This window comes from Syntrophales bacterium (assembly GCA_035363115.1).
GTDB lineage: Bacteria > Desulfobacterota > Syntrophia > Syntrophales > PHBD01 > PHBD01.
In genome coordinates this window covers 73,700-88,099 of record DAOSEM010000008.1, presented here as the reverse complement: position 1 = coordinate 88,099, position 14,400 = coordinate 73,700, and the positions used below count along the sequence as shown (strand labels likewise).

The window sequence follows — 14,400 nt, the reverse complement described above, 5'->3', positions numbered from 1 at the left end:
CGGAGGAAAGGTGAAGAAACGGAAGCGTATCGGTCTTGCCCTGGGCAGCGGGTCCGCTCGCGGCTGGTCCCACATCGGTGTCGTCCGCTGCCTCCGGGAGGCGGATATCCCCATCGACATCGTCTGCGGCGCCTCCATGGGAGCCGTCGTCGGGGGATGCTGGGCGGCGGGTTTCCTGGGCGAGATGGAGACGCTGGTCCGGGAGCTCCGCTGGCCTGACATCTTCCGCTTCCTCGAGGTCCGGCTCCCCCGCTCGGGATTCATGGGAGGAGACAAGATCACCGCCTATCTCAAGGAGCGCCTGACGGACCTTCACATCGAGGACCTGCCCGTGGCCTTCGGCGCGGTTGCCTCGGACCTGTATTCGGGAAAAGAGATCTGGCTCCGGAAGGGATCCCTCATCGATGCCATGCGGGCAAGCATCTCCGTGCCCGTCATGTTCACGCCCTACCCGGAAGGCACCCGCTGGCTCCTGGACGGCGGGCTCGTGAACCCCGTTCCGGTCTCCCTCTGCCGCGCCATGGGGGCCGACATCGTCATTGCCGTCAGCCTGAACTCGGACATCCTGGGAAAGTCCCTCTTCACCCGGGAACGCCGCCGGCGAAACCAGGTGATCCAGGAAAAAGTAGCCGATTTTCTGGACGCCAGCATGCCCTGGACAAACCCTTCCGCCTGGCTGCGTTCCAATGGGAACTCGTCTCTCCGCGGTCCCACGCTGCTGGAGGTGATCACCCGGTCCCTCTACATCATGCAGGACCGGATCACCCGACAGAGGCTCCAGGCGGAGCCCCCGGACGTCCTGATCACCCCTCACCTGGCCGACATCGCCCTCTTCGAGTTCAACCGCGGGGCGGAGGCCATCGACGAGGGATATCGATCCGCCAGCCTGGTCATTCCCCTGATCCGGGACCGGATGACCTGAAACGGATCGACTGCGCACCCAAAATGCATTCAGAGCAAAGCAAGAGGAGAACATCATGGATCTTCATCCCGACCGGATTGCCGCCGCCCTCGACGAGGTTCGCCGACGCTCGCCGATGGTTCACAACATCACGAACTTTGTCGTCATGAACACGACGGCCAATGCCCTCCTGGCCTTGGGAGCCTCGCCGGTAATGGCCCACGCCCCCGAAGAAGTGGAGGAGATGGCGGGCCTGGCCCAGGCCCTGGTGATCAACATCGGCACCCTGAGCGGACACTGGATCCATGCCATGCTCCTGGCCGCCCGGGAAGCGGAGCGGAGGAAGATCCCCGTCATCCTGGATCCCGTGGGAGCCGGTGCCACATCGTACCGGACAAAGACGGCCCTGGAGATCATGGAGGCGGTGCCGGTGTCCGTGATCCGGGGCAATGCCTCAGAAATCCGGGCCCTCGTCGAGAGCGATGCGAAGACGAAAGGCGTGGACAGCCTGGTCGGATCGGACAGCGCCATAGCGTCCGCCCGGGAACTGAACCGGGCCCGGAAGAGCGTCGTCTGCATCAGCGGGGAGACCGACTACATCGTCGGCCCGGCGGAGACGGTCTGCATCCGGAACGGCCACCCGCTGATGCCCCGGGTCACCGGCCTGGGCTGCACGGCCACGGCCCTCTGCGGCGCCTTTGCCGCGGTGCTGGACGACCCGGTGCTTGCCGTGTCCGCCGCCATGGCGGTCATGGGGATCGCCGGCGAGATGGCGGCCGAGAAGGCCGCCGGACCGGGAACCCTGCAGCTTTATTTCCTGGACGCCCTCTGGCTCATGACGGAGCAGGACATCCGGGAGCGGCTGAAGGCGGAGACCCTCCAATGAAAGGCCTCTACCTCGTCACCGACCGGGATCTCTGCGGGCCGAGGGCCGTCGAGGAGGTCGTCCGGCTCGCCGTGGAGGGCGGCGCCGCCGCCGTCCAGCTCCGGGAGAAGGACCTGCCGACCCGGCCCTTTGTCGAGGAGGCGCTCCGGATCAGGAAGCTCCTGGACTCCTTCGGGATCCCCCTGATCATCAACGACCGCCTCGACGTGGCCCTGGCCTCGGGCGCCGCGGGGCTCCACGTCGGGCAGGACGACATGCCCTACGAAACCGCCCGGCGGATCCTCGGGCCGAAGGCGCTCATCGGCCTGTCCGTGGAGTCCTGGGAGGATGTGGAGCGGGCGGAATCGCTGGACGTGGACTACCTCGGCGTCAGCCCCGTCTTCGCCACGCCGACCAAGACGGACACGAAGGAGCCCTGGGGCATGGAAGGGCTGGCCCGGATCCGGGCCTTCTCGCGCCACCCCCTCGTCGCCATCGGGGGGCTGAACGCCGCAAACGCCGCCGATGCCGTCCGGGCGGGGGCCGACGCGGTGGCGGTGGTTTCCGCCATCTGTGCCGCGGAAGACCCCCGGGAGGCCTCGCGGGACCTTGCCCGGATCATCGCCGGCGCCATCGCGAATAGAAAGGACAGGCCTTGACGGAGAAGCTGGCCGTCCTGGATTTTTCCGGGACGCTGTCGCTCTCGGCACCTCGCTTCGCCGCCCCGGACGCCCTCCGGGAGGAACTGGAGACAAGCGGCCTCGCCACACTGGGCGTGACTCCCGACCTGTTCTGGATCGAGCTGGTCAACCCGACCTGGACCGAGGGGAGCACCACCCGGGCCGGTTACCGCCGGGTCCTTGCGGAACGCCTGGCGGCCCTCAAGCCGCAGGCATCCCGGGGAGGCATCGACCTGGCCGTCTCCCGCTTCTGCGATTCCTACTTCCGGGCCAACGCCGTCGATCCCCTGTGGACAGCCTTTCTCCGGACCTGCGTCCGGCAGGCGGGCCTGACCACCGTCATCGCCACGGATCATTACGCCGAGGCAACGGACGCCATCCTCAACTCCCTGGCCGGGCTGGGGATCCCGGCCCGGCCCATCGCGGAGAGTGCCTCACCGCCCGCCCGGCAGGCGATCCGAGTGGCGAACTCGGCCGATCTCGGGGCGCACAAGTCGGACCTGCCGTTCTGGAATGCCGTCCGCCTGGCCCTGGAGTGCCAGGAGTGGAAAGGGGTCCTTCTGGTGGACGACTTCGGGATCAACGAACCGGAGGGGGACGCCTACGGGGAGCGGGAGAAGATCGACCGGCGCAGGGCCGAGACGACGGCCCGCCTGGGGGAGGTCTTCCAGGCCCCCGTCTCCTGTCACTTCTTTTCGCTTCGGCCCGCTACCGCGGATCCCGCGGGAAATCCCGCCGCGGCCAGGATTGCCGGGGCCATGGAGGCGCTGGAGCGATTCCTGGCGTTCTGACGGCGCTGCATTCCCAGGAAGCCGCGTTCTACGCCATTCCGTCTTCCGCCGGCTCCGGCGTTTTCTCCCCGCGAAACGCCGCCTCCGCCTCCGCGAGGATCTCCCTTTCCTGGCCCCGGTACTTGGGGGAAAAGTGAAACAGGACCAACCGCCCGGCCCCGGCCAGCCGCGCCAGCCAACCGGCCTGGCAGGCCGTCAGGTGGCGCTTGAGGAAGGCCTTGTCCCGCTCTTCGTGCAGGAACGTGGCCTCGATGAACAGGAGGTCCGCCCCCGCCGCGACGGCCGCGATGCGGCGGACGTTTTCCCGTGTGAAGACAGCGTCGGTAACGTAGGAAATGATCATCCCGGGGGAGATCTTGACGGCCTTTTCCCGGAAAAGCCCCAGGGGCAGGGTCCGCTCCGCCGTTCCCCCCTGCCCGTCCTTCCACCAGGCCCGGACGAGGGTGTCGTCCGGCTCCCCGTCCAGGATCCTCTGCCTCAGCTCCATGAGCCACGGCCCCGTCGGCAGCTCCAGCTGATCCAGGACGTTGCGCTTGAAGTTGATCCGGTTCCTCTCCTCGAAACGGAACGCCAGGCAGGGGATGCCGTGATCGATCAGGTCCGCCCGCACCGAGAAGAGCCGCTCCTCCGCCAGGAACGTCTCGAAGAGAGGGTCTTCAAAGCGGGCGATCTCCTCCCCTTCGGGCTGGAAGCCGGTGCGGCACCGGTAGCGGCGGGTGACACGCTCCGACGGCCCAACCTCCGTCGCGGTCAGGGTGAAATCATCGGAATAGTTTTCCACGAGGTTCCACGTATAGGCCCGGAGCTTGTTCTCCAGGCGTTCCAGGAACCCCGGGGGGCCGAACAGGCTGAGGGGCCGCTCCCGCCCCAGGCGGACCCGGAGCAGGTGGTCGAAACCGATGAAGTGGTCCATGTGGGCATGGGAGACGAAGACGTGGCGGACCTTCAGGATGTTCCGGGGAACGAGGTTCCGGAGGTCCCCCAGGTCGAAGAGGATTCCGTCTCGCCGGTACTTGCTGTCCAGGTAGACAACAGGGTCCTCGAAGGGATCGTTGACGAGGGCGGCTCGAAACATGGCGTGGAAGGCTCCTCCGGTTTCGCGCCATTGTAGGCAATTTCTTGCCTTCCTGTAAAGCCTCCGGTAGATACGCCGGAAAGGATCGCACCGCGGAGGCGGGAAAGGACGGGAAAGAATGGACGAGCGCTCACGGCAGGACCTGCTGGAATCGGCGGAGGACGTCAGGCTGGCCGCCCTCTACCTGCAGGAGAGCCTCATGCGGGGCGGCGACGAGGGATTCCTGGCGGCAAGAGAGGAATACCGGCAACTGGTGGAGCGGTTCCGCCGGGACCACCCCGGGGCCGTCACGGAGCGGCAGTACCGGAACGCCCTGGAGGACCTGGAATACTTGCTCATCCTCATCGAGCAGGCCATGGACGGCTACCGCCGGGACGGCGGGTCCTGAGGCGCCGGATCCGGACCGTTCCCCTTCTCCCCCAGGTAAAGCCTCCGGACCTCCTCGTTGTCCAGAAGGTGCGCCCCCGTGTCTTCCAGGCGCGTAACCCCGAGGTCCAGCACGTACCCCCGATCGGCGACGGAGAGGGCCTTCCGGGCGTTCTGCTCGACCACGGCGAGGCTGACTCCCCCCCGGTTGATCTCCTGGAGCCGGTTGTAGATGTCTTCGATAATCCTGGGCGCCAGGCCGATGGACGGCTCGTCCAGCAGGATCAGCCGCGGCCGGGTCATAACGGCCCGTGCCAGGGCCAGGATCTGCTTCTCCCCGCCGGAGAGATTGCCCGCCTGCTGGCGCGCCCGCTCCCGGAGCACGGGGTAGTCCTCCAGGACCTTCTCCACGGCTTGCCGGACGGCTCTCGCGTCACCCAGGGACACGCCTCCCATCTGGAGATTCTCCATTACGGTCAGCGACGGGAACACGTTCCTCCCCTGGGGAATGTAGGCCATCCCCAAGCGGACCTTCTCCTGCGGATCCAGGCGTCCCACTTCCCGCCCGGAGAGGCGCACGGATCCCCGGGTGGGCTTGAGGAGGCCGACGACCGTCTTCAGGAGGGTCGACTTCCCGGAGCCGTTGGGACCGATGATGCAGACGATCTCCCCTTCCCGGACGCGGATGGACGTCCCGTGCAGGACCTCGATCTTGCCGTAGCCGGCGAAGACCTCCTCCACCTCCAGAATCACCGCCGGCCCGTTTTCCCCGTGTGACACGCTCATCCTCCGAGATAGGCCTCGAGCACCTTGGGATCGCTCTGGATCTCCTCGGGTGTTCCCTCGGCGATCTTCTCCCCGTGGTCCAGAACGAAGATCTTTTCGCACAACTCGACGATGACGTCCATGTTGTGCTCGATGATGAAAAACCGGCCTCCGGCCTCCTTCATCCGCACGATCGTATCGATCATCGTCCGGATCATGGAGGGATTGATGCCCGCCGCCGGCTCGTCCAGCAGGATCAGCTTCGGCTCCGTCATGAAGGCCCGGCCCATCTCCAGCAGCTTCTGTTGCCCGTAGGAGAGGTTCCCGGCAAACTCGTCCCGGAGCCTGGAAATTCCCAGGATCTCCAGCGTCTCCAGGGCCTTCTCACGATTGAGGGCCTCCTGCCGCCGGATTGCACCCCGCCTCCAGGCAAGGGACCGCAGGGATTCGCCGTGCTGTCCCCGGGGCGCCAGGAGCAGGTTGTCCAGGACGGTCATGCCGGCGAAGACCCGGGAAAGCTGAAAGGTCCGGATCAGCCCCAGGCGGACCATCCGGTGGGGCGGCCGGCCGTCGATCCGGACACCGTCGAAGAGAATCTGACCCCCGTCGGGCCGCAGCAGGCCCGAGATAATGTTGAAGAGGGTCGTCTTGCCGCTGCCGTTGGGGCCGATGAGCCCGGATATGGCCAGCCCCTCCAGGCTCAGGGTACAGTCCGCCACGGCCCGGATGCCGCCGAAGGCTTTGGTGACGCCCCGGATCTCCAGCATCACTTCCTCCTCTTTTCCCGCATGATGCCCTCGGGCCGAAACACCATCAGGGCCACCAGGAGCGCCCCGAAGACCATCTGCTGCATGGGGCCCAGGTATCGCGTCCACTCCGGGGGCAGCCGGAGGAAGCGCAGGGACTCCTGGAGAAAGATGAGGGCAATGGCGCCCACCACGGGCCCCGGACGGGTCCCCTTTCCGCCGAGAACCACGATCAGGAGCACCACGATCGTCTCGTTGAGCGTGAAGTCCGACGGGCTGATGAAAGAGGTGTAATGCGCCCAGAGAACCCCCGCCAATCCCGCGAAGACGGAACCGATGACGAAGGAGCGGGTCTTGAAGGCAAAGGCGTTCTTCCCGAGGATCTCCGCCGCCGTCTCGTCGTCCCGGACGGCCCGGAGGGCTCGGCCGAAGGGGCTCTCCGTGACCAGCCCCATGGCGAGGTACGTCAAGAGCGCCGCGACCACCGCCAGGCCCAGGTATTCCGGGAGGCTTTCGAACCGGACCCCCAGCATCTCCGGCTTCGGAATGCCCGGAAGTCCCATGGGCCCCTTGGTCAGCCACACCTCGTTCTGGAAGACGAGGCGGAGGATCTCCCCGAAGCCCAGGGTGGCGATGCCGAAGTAATCCCCCTGAAGGCGGAGGGCCGGGATGCTCAGGAGAAAGCCCGCCAGGCCCGCCGCGGCGAGGCCGGCCGCCAGGCACAGGAAAAAGGGAAATCCGGCGAGGCTGAGAAGGGCCGATGCATAGGCGCCGATGCCGAGGAAGGCCACGTGGCCGAAGTTGAACAGCCCCGTGTAGCCCACCTCGAGGTTGAGGCTCATGGCGAAGATCGAATAGATGGCGATGACGACGCACAGGTGCAGGAGCAGATCCATACGTTCACCCGTGAGGGCCCGGCACGATGCCGGGGGCGCAAAGGCCTCGCAAAATGGCCGCAGGCAAAGCGCACCCGCACCGAGAAGCGAGGCGTACCCTTGCGTACGCCGCAGCGACGAGGGGCGTGGTGCAACGCAGTATCCGGTCATTTTCCGAGGCTGCCATCAATCCATCCTCTTTCCCGTGACGATGTATGGACGTGTCAGCAGAATCACCACCATGATCGCGAAGGCCACGGCGTCCTTGTACCCCGGGGAGATGACCAGCACGCTCAAGTTTTCCGCCAGGCCGATGAGGAGACCGCCCAGGAGCGCCCCCCAGAGGTTCCCGACGCCGCCGATCAGCGTGGCGGCGAAGGCCTTGACGAGGTTGATGACGCCCATCTCGGGATTCAGGTTCGTGTCCAGGGCCAGGAGAATCCCTCCCGTCCCGGCCAGGGCCGCCGAGACGATCCAGGCCGCCCGGATGGAGCGCCGGGCGTTGATCCCGACCACCCGGGCCAGGTCCAGGTTGTCCGAGACGGCCCGCATGGATTTGCCGATGCTGGTCCGGAAGAACAGGAGATAGACCCCGATCACGCAGATCACCGTGACCACGATGATCAGGATCTGGTTCGCCGTCAGGCTCACCCCCAGGTATCGGTAGCCCCGTGTGATCTCGAGGCCGTAGGTCTGCACTTCGGCCCCCCAGAAGAACTGGGCGGCGTTCCGGAGCAGGAACGAGAGACCCATGGCGGCGATGAGGAGCGTCAGCCGGTCCGCCTTCCGGAGGGGACGGAAGACGGCGAAGTCCATGGCGATACCGAGGAAGACGGTGCAGAGGATCGCCGGGAAGACGGCCACGACGAGGGGCAGGGAAAAGGGCTCCGAGATGAAGATGTACAGGAAATAGGCCCCCCACATGATCAACTCGCCATGGGCGAAATTGACGAAGTTGAGGACCCCGTAGATCAGCGTCAGCCCCATGGCGAAGAGGGCATAGATGCAGCCCGCGAGAATGCCGTTGACGACGGATTGAAGGAGAATGTCCATGGAGTGCACAAAAAAGGCGGGTTCCGGCGCCCCGTGGACACCGGAACCCGTGTTTCGCGGAACCTTGCGGTGCTTCCCCGCCGGTGTGCCCGGAGGATCGGGCGGCCCGGGAGAAGATCCGTCGGGGGGTCTCCCTTACTTCTTGTAGTCGACGATCTTGCCGTCCTTGACGGTCCAGATGCCCATGTCGGCGTTCAGCATGCCGCGCTTCGCATCGAAGGTCTTGTCTCCCGTGACGCCCTTGTACCCCTTGGCCACGACGGGAAGCGCCCTGCGGATGCCATCGGCGGTGTAGCCGCCCTTCTCGATGGCCTTCGCGACGAGGTACACCATGTCATAGTTGTAGTCGCCGAAGATGGGGATCTTGTCGTCGCCGTACTTCTTTTTGTAGGCGTTCTTGAAGGCCTGATACTGCTTCGTATCCTGGGGAACGGAGGGATAGGTCCCGATGATGCCCTCGGCGGCCTTGCCGGCCAGCTCCACCATCTTCGGGGCCCGGGCAGCGGAACCGCAGAGCCACTGTGTCTTGATTCCCATCTCGTAGGCCTGCTTGAACTGGACGGCCCCCTCGTTGATGTAGGTCAGGTTGACGATGGCGGGGGGATTGCCCTTGCCGGCCCGGAGCAGCTCCGTCCGGTAGTCCGTTTTCTTCTCGTCGAAGGGGATGACGTCCGTCACGACGCCGCCCATCTGCTTGAAGCTCTCCACGAACCCGTCCTTCAGGTCCAGGCCCCAGTCGTTGTTGACGTACATGACGGGCAGCTTCTTGTAGCCCATGTCGAAGGCCAGCTTGGCCAGCCGCTGTCCCTGCTTCGCGTTGGACGGGATGATTCGGAAGATGAACGGTCCGGCCTGGGTCAGCTTCTCGGCCGTTCCCTGGGCGGAGACCATGACCGCCTTGCTCTGCTGGGCCACCGGCGCCGCCGCCATGAAGTTGGAGCTCCCGGCGGGTCCGAAGAGGACGGGGACCCTGTCGATGGTGATGAGCTTCCGGACGGCCGTCACGCAGTCCTTGGGCGTGCTCTTGTTGTCCTCGTAGACGATCTGGATCTTCTTGCCCTTGATTCCTCCCTTGGCGTTGATCTCGTCCACCGCCAGGTCCACGCATTTCCGGAATCCCTCGCCATAGACGGCGATGCTTCCGGAGAGGGCGAAGGCGGCGCCGATCCTGATCGTATCCTGGGCGGCCCGGACGGGCGAGGCGACAAAGAGTGCCAGGAGCAGGATTACGAAAAGCGCTTTGATTTTCGACATGTCTGCGTTCCTCCTCGGTAAAAGTATTTAGTACTTACCGGAGTACCGCAGAACGTGTCAATGAAAAAGCCGGGTTCGGGATCCGGATGGACACGGCACAATCAGCCATGTTTCTCAAGCCTGCGCTTTCGGCAAGGCCGCCCCGGCCGTCCCCCTCCCCCTATTCGTAGAGGGACCGGACCTCCGCGGGCATCCCGGCGAGCCGCTCCCGGACCTTCTCCGGCGCCATGGCCTCCAGGGATCCGTCGGGATTCTGGACGACACAGCCGCTCTCCACGACCATCCGGTGACGGCGCTTCCTCACCTCCTTGTCTGGATGGCACGCGATCTGGCAGTGGCCGCAGGTCAGGTACAGGGGATCGCGCATCAGCAGGTGATAATGGCCGCCGGCCATCCGGGGCCAGCGCCCGTACTTCTTCATGCCGGTCACGATGGCGGAGAGATAGTCCTCGTCCTTCTCCGGGACGGGGAGCCGCCCGGGGGACCAGGTGGACCAGCGGCCCGAGGGGTGCAGTCCCGTGAAGCCCCCGCAAACGTATTCACAGCGCAGGTAATTGCGGCGCTTCGCGTACTTGAATTCATGGCCGCCCAGGGTGACCGTCGCCTCCTCCTCCGGGTCCATCATGCCGGAAGCACACAGGGCCATGCAGAGGCGGCAGCGGTCGCAGTAGTTCTTCTCCGTCGGCAGGGGTTCCGTGGGCAGGAGTTCCAGCGAGGTCACGACCGCCCCCAGGATGACGGCGGCTCCGCGCTCCGGGTGCAGCACGTTGCCCGACAGCCCGAACAAGCCGACGCCCGAGCGGACCGCGAGATAGCGCAGGGAGATGTCGGGATGCATGTCGATGGCGCCGCGCCCCGCGTCGGCCCGATAGACCTCGTTGGCCGCCACGGGAACCGAGGGGAAGCCTTTCTGGGACAGGTTCTTCGCCAGTCCCAGGGCGATGCCGCCGACCTGGTTGTTCGTCCGGAAATTGTCCCGCTCGTGGGACAGGCGGTCCCTTTTGCTCAGGAACGGCTCGATCAGGGACGCGTCCAGGGGAACGGCAAAGGACACGGCGGACCTGGCCTCCGGAAGCACGTAAGAGAGGTCCGCCGAGGGCGGCCCGCCCCGCAGGGTCTCGACCGTCACGATGCCCGCGGCGCAGGCCCCGTCCTTCATCACGTAGTCCATCACGAAGCGGCTCATCTTCTCTTTCATCACCCTTCCTCCTTTCTCCGGCCGCGGATGTCAGCGGCCGGCCGGGCAGACGGCCAGGCAGCGGAAGCATTCGTACTGGAACCCGATGAAGGACGCCTGGTAAAGGTTCAGGAACTGCGGATTCATGAACATGGCCTTCTGCTCCTCCGGCGTCATGCCTGCCAGCTTCCGGAGAAAGCCGATGGCGGAGCCGATGCCGTAAGGCTGCGACACCCGCAGGCACTTCATGTCTTCCGTCCGGCCCTCCGTCTCGAGGGCCTTCGCCGGGCAGATCTCGACACAGAGACCACAGTCGTTGCATAGCTCGTCCGTCACGGGCGGATCGGAAGTCAGGGGCAGGTCCGTCAGGATCGCCGTGAAGATCAGCCGGGTGCCGAACGTCGGGTGGATCACCAGGTTGTGGCGGCCGAAGACACCCAGCCCCGCCGCCACGGCGGCATGGCGGAGCGACACGTCGGCCACGACGCCGAAATGCGGCGGTCCCATGTTCAGGGGGTAGGAGGGGGCCACCGCCGCCGCCTTTGCCTGGAAACGGTCCTCCAGCCAGCGGGCCATCAGGTAGTTGTTGCGCTGGGTCGTCCCCATGATGCCGATGCGCTCCATCATGCTGATCCGGGCGACCGGACTGTCCAGGGACCCGTCGACCTCCCGGTAGCCCAGGACGACCAGGGACTTCACGGAGGGAAGGAACGACTCGAGCGCCGGCGTCCGGGGCGATTTGTAATCCCCGGCGGCGGCGAAGCCGACCGCATCCGCACCCAGTTCCATGCCATGCTGCCTGATTTCTTCCTTGCTCATCGCTAGTCCTTTCCCGGGACTGCCCGCCGGAGGTCCATCTCCCGCCCCCGCGAGGCTCCCTCTTTAAATTTTTCTGCTGTCCGGCTGTTGATCGCGTCCGGCCCCGCCGGCCATGAATTTCGCGTACGAAATAATAGAGGAAAAATTTTTACGCCTGAAGGTCCCGGAGCATGCGTTTCAGGAGCAGGCGCTCTTCGGGCCGCAGGCATTCCATGATCTCGTCGTTGGCGCCGTCCCTGGCTCGGATGAGCTCGCCGGCGGCTTCCCTCGCCTTGTCCGTGAGGGAGATCCGGAGGGTCCGCCGGTCGTCGTCGGCGGTCTCCTTCACAATCCAGCCTGCCTCCGCCAGACGGTCCAGAAGCCCCGACAGCGTCGCGTAATCGAGGGTCAGGCGCCGCGCCAGTTCCCCCGCGGAGACCCCTTCCCCCTCGTTCAGCGCCAGGATCACCAGGCTCTGCGGGGGCGTCAGGCCGTGCTGCTGCAGCCTTTTCTTCAGCTTCCCGTGGGCGCGTTGGTAGGCCTTGGACAGGAGGAATACGATGCAGTCTTCATAAGGGGGTGCCATGGGATCGCCTCTTCTATTTCGTGTGCTAAATATCATTCCCAAAACGTCGTGTCAACGGGTTTTCCCGCCTGTCCCCAGCAAACCGGCCGCCTCGGACGGTCTTCCTTCCCGGGATCGGACGGCGCGGCGAACCCGGGGATGGATTTCCATGGTCGTCGGAGGGGATCTGTGCTACACAAACACGTCTGCCCTCCTCCGGGAGATGCAGGCTGGGAAAAGCGTCGCAGGGATCAGCCGGGTTGTTCCATTCATCTCAAAGGAGGTAGCGTATGGGAAGCATTTTTCAACTGAAGGTGGAGGACGGCATCGGAGTGGTCACTTTCGACGTGGCGGGCGATGCCATGAACACGTGGACGGAGCAGGCCTTCAAGGACTATTTCGCCCTCATGGACGATCTGGCGAAGGAGAAGGGTCTCAAGGGGATCCTCTTCCTCTCCGGAAAGCCCGAAAATTTTCTCGCCGGGGCCAATCTCAAGATGATCTCGGAGCTGGAGAAGCCGGAAGAGGTCCAGGAGGTTCTCGATACCTTCCACGGTGCGTTCAGCAAGATGAGCGCCCTGGGAATCCCCGTTGTGGCGGCCATTCACGGCCACTGCCTGGGGGGCGGCCTCGAGTTTGCCCTGGCCTGTACGGCCCGGATCGCCAAGGAAGGCAAGAACACCGTCATCGGCCTGCCCGAGTGCAACGTCGGGCTATTCCCGGGAGGCGGCGGGACCCAGCGCCTGCCGAGGCTCATCGGCTACGGCGCCTTCGAGCTGATCCTCAAGGGATCCATGCTGCCGGCGGCCAAGGCCCTGGAGCTGGGCATCATCGACCGGCTGATCCCGGCCACGGGTAACCTCCTGGCGGAGGCGAAGACGTTCCTGGCGGACATCATCGCCGGCAAGGCCGACCTGAAGCGGCCGGCCCAGGATTTCTCCCAGGTGGATGCCGTGGCCGATATGGCGAAACAGGGCGTCCTCAAGGCCACCAAGGGCCGCGAGATCCCGGGGCCCATGCTGGCCCTGGATTCCATGCACCGGGGGCTCAAAGTCTCTCTCGATGAGGGCCTGGAGATCGAAAAAGCCAATTTCGTCAAGGTGGTCATGGCGCCCCAGTCGAAGGGCAGCATCAACACCTTCTTCATCAAGGGCCTGACGGACAAGCCGAAGAACATGATGTCGAAGGGATTCCAGCCCAAGGCCCTCAAGAAGGCGGCCGTGCTCGGCTTCGGCACCATGGGCCGGGGCATCGTCATCGAGATCCTCCGGAACACCCAGATCCCTGTGGTCGTGAAGGACGTGGAAGCGGCCCTCCAGCCGGGGAAGGATTTCGTGCAGAAGATCCTCACCGGCATGGCGGAGAAGAAACGCCTCAAGGAGCCCGTGGACTCCATCATGAGCCGGATCATCACGGTTTCCGACTACACGGCGGACTTCAAGGACGTGGACATCGTCGTCGAGGCCGTCTTCGAGGACATCGGGGTCAAGGAGCAGGTCTACAAGGAGCTCTGTCCCGTCGTCCCGGCGGACTGCGTCATCGCAAGCAACACCTCGTCACTGGCCCTCGACAAGATGGCCCCCTACGTGACCAACCCGGAGCGCTTCGGCGGCCTCCACTTCTTCTCGCCCGTCTGGATGATGCAGCTCGTCGAGGTCATCCAGGGCGCGAAGACATCCCGGGAGACCGTGGACAACCTGCTGAATTTCGTGGCCCTCATCCGCAAGCGCCCCATCACCTGCAAGGACAACCCCGGCTTCGTGGTGAACGCCCTGATCTTCCCGTACATCCTCAATGCATTCCAGTACGTGGAGGAAGGGAACACCATCGAGAAGGTGGACAAGGCCATGGTGAAGTTCGGCATGCCCGTGGGGCCCATCCGGCTGACGGATGAAGTGGGGATCGACGTCCCCGCCAAGGTCCTGAAGGGCATGGGCGTGGACCAGAAGACCCTCAATGCCGTAGTGGCCGACGGCCGCTGGGGCCTGAAGAAAAACGGAAAGGGCTTCTTCGTGAAGGACGGCTCCGTGGACCCGACGGTTCTGCCCCTCATCGCGAAGGCGGCCACAACGCGCGAGCGCAACGATGAGCAGATTCAGGAAGGCATCATGGAGGCCATGGTGAAGGTCGGCAAGGACCTCCTGGACCGCAAGATCGTCGACGACGTCCGGATGATCGACGTCGGCATGATCTGGGGCGTGGGATTCCCGCCGGACAAGGGCGGCCCGATGAAGTGGGCGGACCTGACGGGCTTGAGCAAGAAGCTCTTCGGGAAGACCTTCTACTGAGACCGGGTGGCGTGATCTGCCCGTAACGAACGGGGCCGGCGGGAAACCGCCGGCCCTTTTTCGTTCCTGACCCGGACCGGAAAGGAACGGGTGACCGGGCCGAAGGGAGGACAGCCCTCTCCGTCATTTCCAGTGACCCGGCCGGGAAGAAAACAGGCCGGATCGTTGGTTGCAACGCAAAACCATCCGACCTTTTTCGGT

15 protein-coding genes are annotated in these 14,400 nt (G+C 65.1%); 6 read left to right on the top strand and 9 right to left on the bottom strand.

All coding sequences use genetic code 11. From position 1 onward, the window contains the following. Nucleotides 1-10: 10 nt before the first annotated feature. From PLO63_14355 to PLO63_14340, 4 genes are read left to right on the top strand one after another with little or no spacing between them, the layout of a single operon-like run. A complete protein-coding gene (locus PLO63_14355) occupies nucleotides 11-922 on the top strand; it encodes a patatin-like phospholipase family protein (protein HOI75323.1) in 912 nt (303 codons plus the stop codon). A 55-nt stretch (nucleotides 923-977) separates the two neighbouring features. After that, on the top strand, nucleotides 978-1,787 hold the full coding sequence (gene thiM / locus PLO63_14350) for a hydroxyethylthiazole kinase (protein ID HOI75322.1): 810 nt from the start codon (nucleotides 978-980) through the stop codon (nucleotides 1,785-1,787). Beyond that, a complete protein-coding gene (thiE, locus tag PLO63_14345; GenBank protein HOI75321.1) occupies nucleotides 1,784-2,425 on the top strand; it encodes a thiamine phosphate synthase in 642 nt (213 codons plus the stop codon). Before thiM ends, thiE begins: the two co-directional genes overlap by 4 nt. Beyond that, complete coding sequence (locus PLO63_14340; GenBank protein HOI75320.1) at nucleotides 2,422-3,237, top strand: hypothetical protein; 816 nt, start codon at nucleotides 2,422-2,424, stop codon at nucleotides 3,235-3,237. Before thiE ends, PLO63_14340 begins: the two co-directional genes overlap by 4 nt. A 28-nt stretch (nucleotides 3,238-3,265) precedes the next feature. Here the strand turns inward: PLO63_14340 and PLO63_14335 are convergent, their stop codons facing one another. Then, nucleotides 3,266-4,312 (bottom strand): MBL fold metallo-hydrolase, encoded by a 1,047-nt coding sequence (locus tag PLO63_14335; GenBank protein HOI75319.1) that lies wholly within the window; start codon nucleotides 4,310-4,312, stop codon nucleotides 3,266-3,268. Between the two features lie 118 nt (nucleotides 4,313-4,430). Between PLO63_14335 and PLO63_14330 the strand changes: the two genes are divergently transcribed. Further along, the gene (locus PLO63_14330) at nucleotides 4,431-4,700 is read left to right on the top strand and encodes a hypothetical protein (protein HOI75318.1); all 270 of its coding nucleotides are present in this window, start codon (nucleotides 4,431-4,433) and stop codon (nucleotides 4,698-4,700) included. Here the strand turns inward: PLO63_14330 and PLO63_14325 are convergent. The 8 genes from PLO63_14325 to PLO63_14290 form a co-directional block, all read right to left on the bottom strand. Next, on the bottom strand, nucleotides 4,676-5,464 hold the full coding sequence (locus tag PLO63_14325) for an ABC transporter ATP-binding protein (protein HOI75317.1): 789 nt from the start codon (nucleotides 5,462-5,464) through the stop codon (nucleotides 4,676-4,678). The two genes, PLO63_14330 and PLO63_14325, sit on opposite strands and share 25 nt — an antisense overlap. After that, nucleotides 5,461-6,210, bottom strand: coding sequence for an ABC transporter ATP-binding protein (locus PLO63_14320; GenBank protein ID HOI75316.1), 750 nt, complete (start codon nucleotides 6,208-6,210; stop codon nucleotides 5,461-5,463). The genes PLO63_14325 and PLO63_14320 overlap by 4 nt, the downstream gene beginning before the upstream one ends. Beyond that, nucleotides 6,210-7,085 (bottom strand): branched-chain amino acid ABC transporter permease, encoded by an 876-nt coding sequence (locus PLO63_14315; GenBank protein HOI75315.1) that lies wholly within the window; start codon nucleotides 7,083-7,085, stop codon nucleotides 6,210-6,212. The genes PLO63_14320 and PLO63_14315 overlap by 1 nt, the downstream gene beginning before the upstream one ends. 165 nt (nucleotides 7,086-7,250) lie before the next feature. Then, on the bottom strand, nucleotides 7,251-8,117 hold the full coding sequence (locus PLO63_14310) for a branched-chain amino acid ABC transporter permease (protein HOI75314.1): 867 nt from the start codon (nucleotides 8,115-8,117) through the stop codon (nucleotides 7,251-7,253). Nucleotides 8,118-8,252: 135 nt separating this feature from the next. Continuing rightward, nucleotides 8,253-9,371, bottom strand: coding sequence for an ABC transporter substrate-binding protein (locus tag PLO63_14305; protein HOI75313.1), 1,119 nt, complete (start codon nucleotides 9,369-9,371; stop codon nucleotides 8,253-8,255). 160 nt (nucleotides 9,372-9,531) lie between these two features. Continuing rightward, nucleotides 9,532-10,569 (bottom strand): hypothetical protein, encoded by a 1,038-nt coding sequence (locus PLO63_14300; GenBank protein ID HOI75312.1) that lies wholly within the window; start codon nucleotides 10,567-10,569, stop codon nucleotides 9,532-9,534. A gap of 30 nt (nucleotides 10,570-10,599) precedes the next feature. Continuing rightward, nucleotides 10,600-11,367 carry a 4Fe-4S binding protein gene (locus PLO63_14295; protein HOI75311.1) on the bottom strand — a complete coding sequence of 256 codons (768 nt, stop codon included), beginning with the start codon at nucleotides 11,365-11,367 and terminating at the stop codon, nucleotides 10,600-10,602. Between the two features lie 148 nt (nucleotides 11,368-11,515). Beyond that, complete coding sequence (locus PLO63_14290) at nucleotides 11,516-11,932, bottom strand: MarR family transcriptional regulator (GenBank protein ID HOI75310.1); 417 nt, start codon at nucleotides 11,930-11,932, stop codon at nucleotides 11,516-11,518. 269 nt (nucleotides 11,933-12,201) lie between these two features. Between PLO63_14290 and PLO63_14285 the strand changes: the two genes are divergently transcribed. After that, the gene (locus PLO63_14285) at nucleotides 12,202-14,199 is read left to right on the top strand and encodes a 3-hydroxyacyl-CoA dehydrogenase NAD-binding domain-containing protein (GenBank protein HOI75309.1); all 1,998 of its coding nucleotides are present in this window, start codon (nucleotides 12,202-12,204) and stop codon (nucleotides 14,197-14,199) included. Nucleotides 14,200-14,400 lie beyond the last annotated feature (201 nt).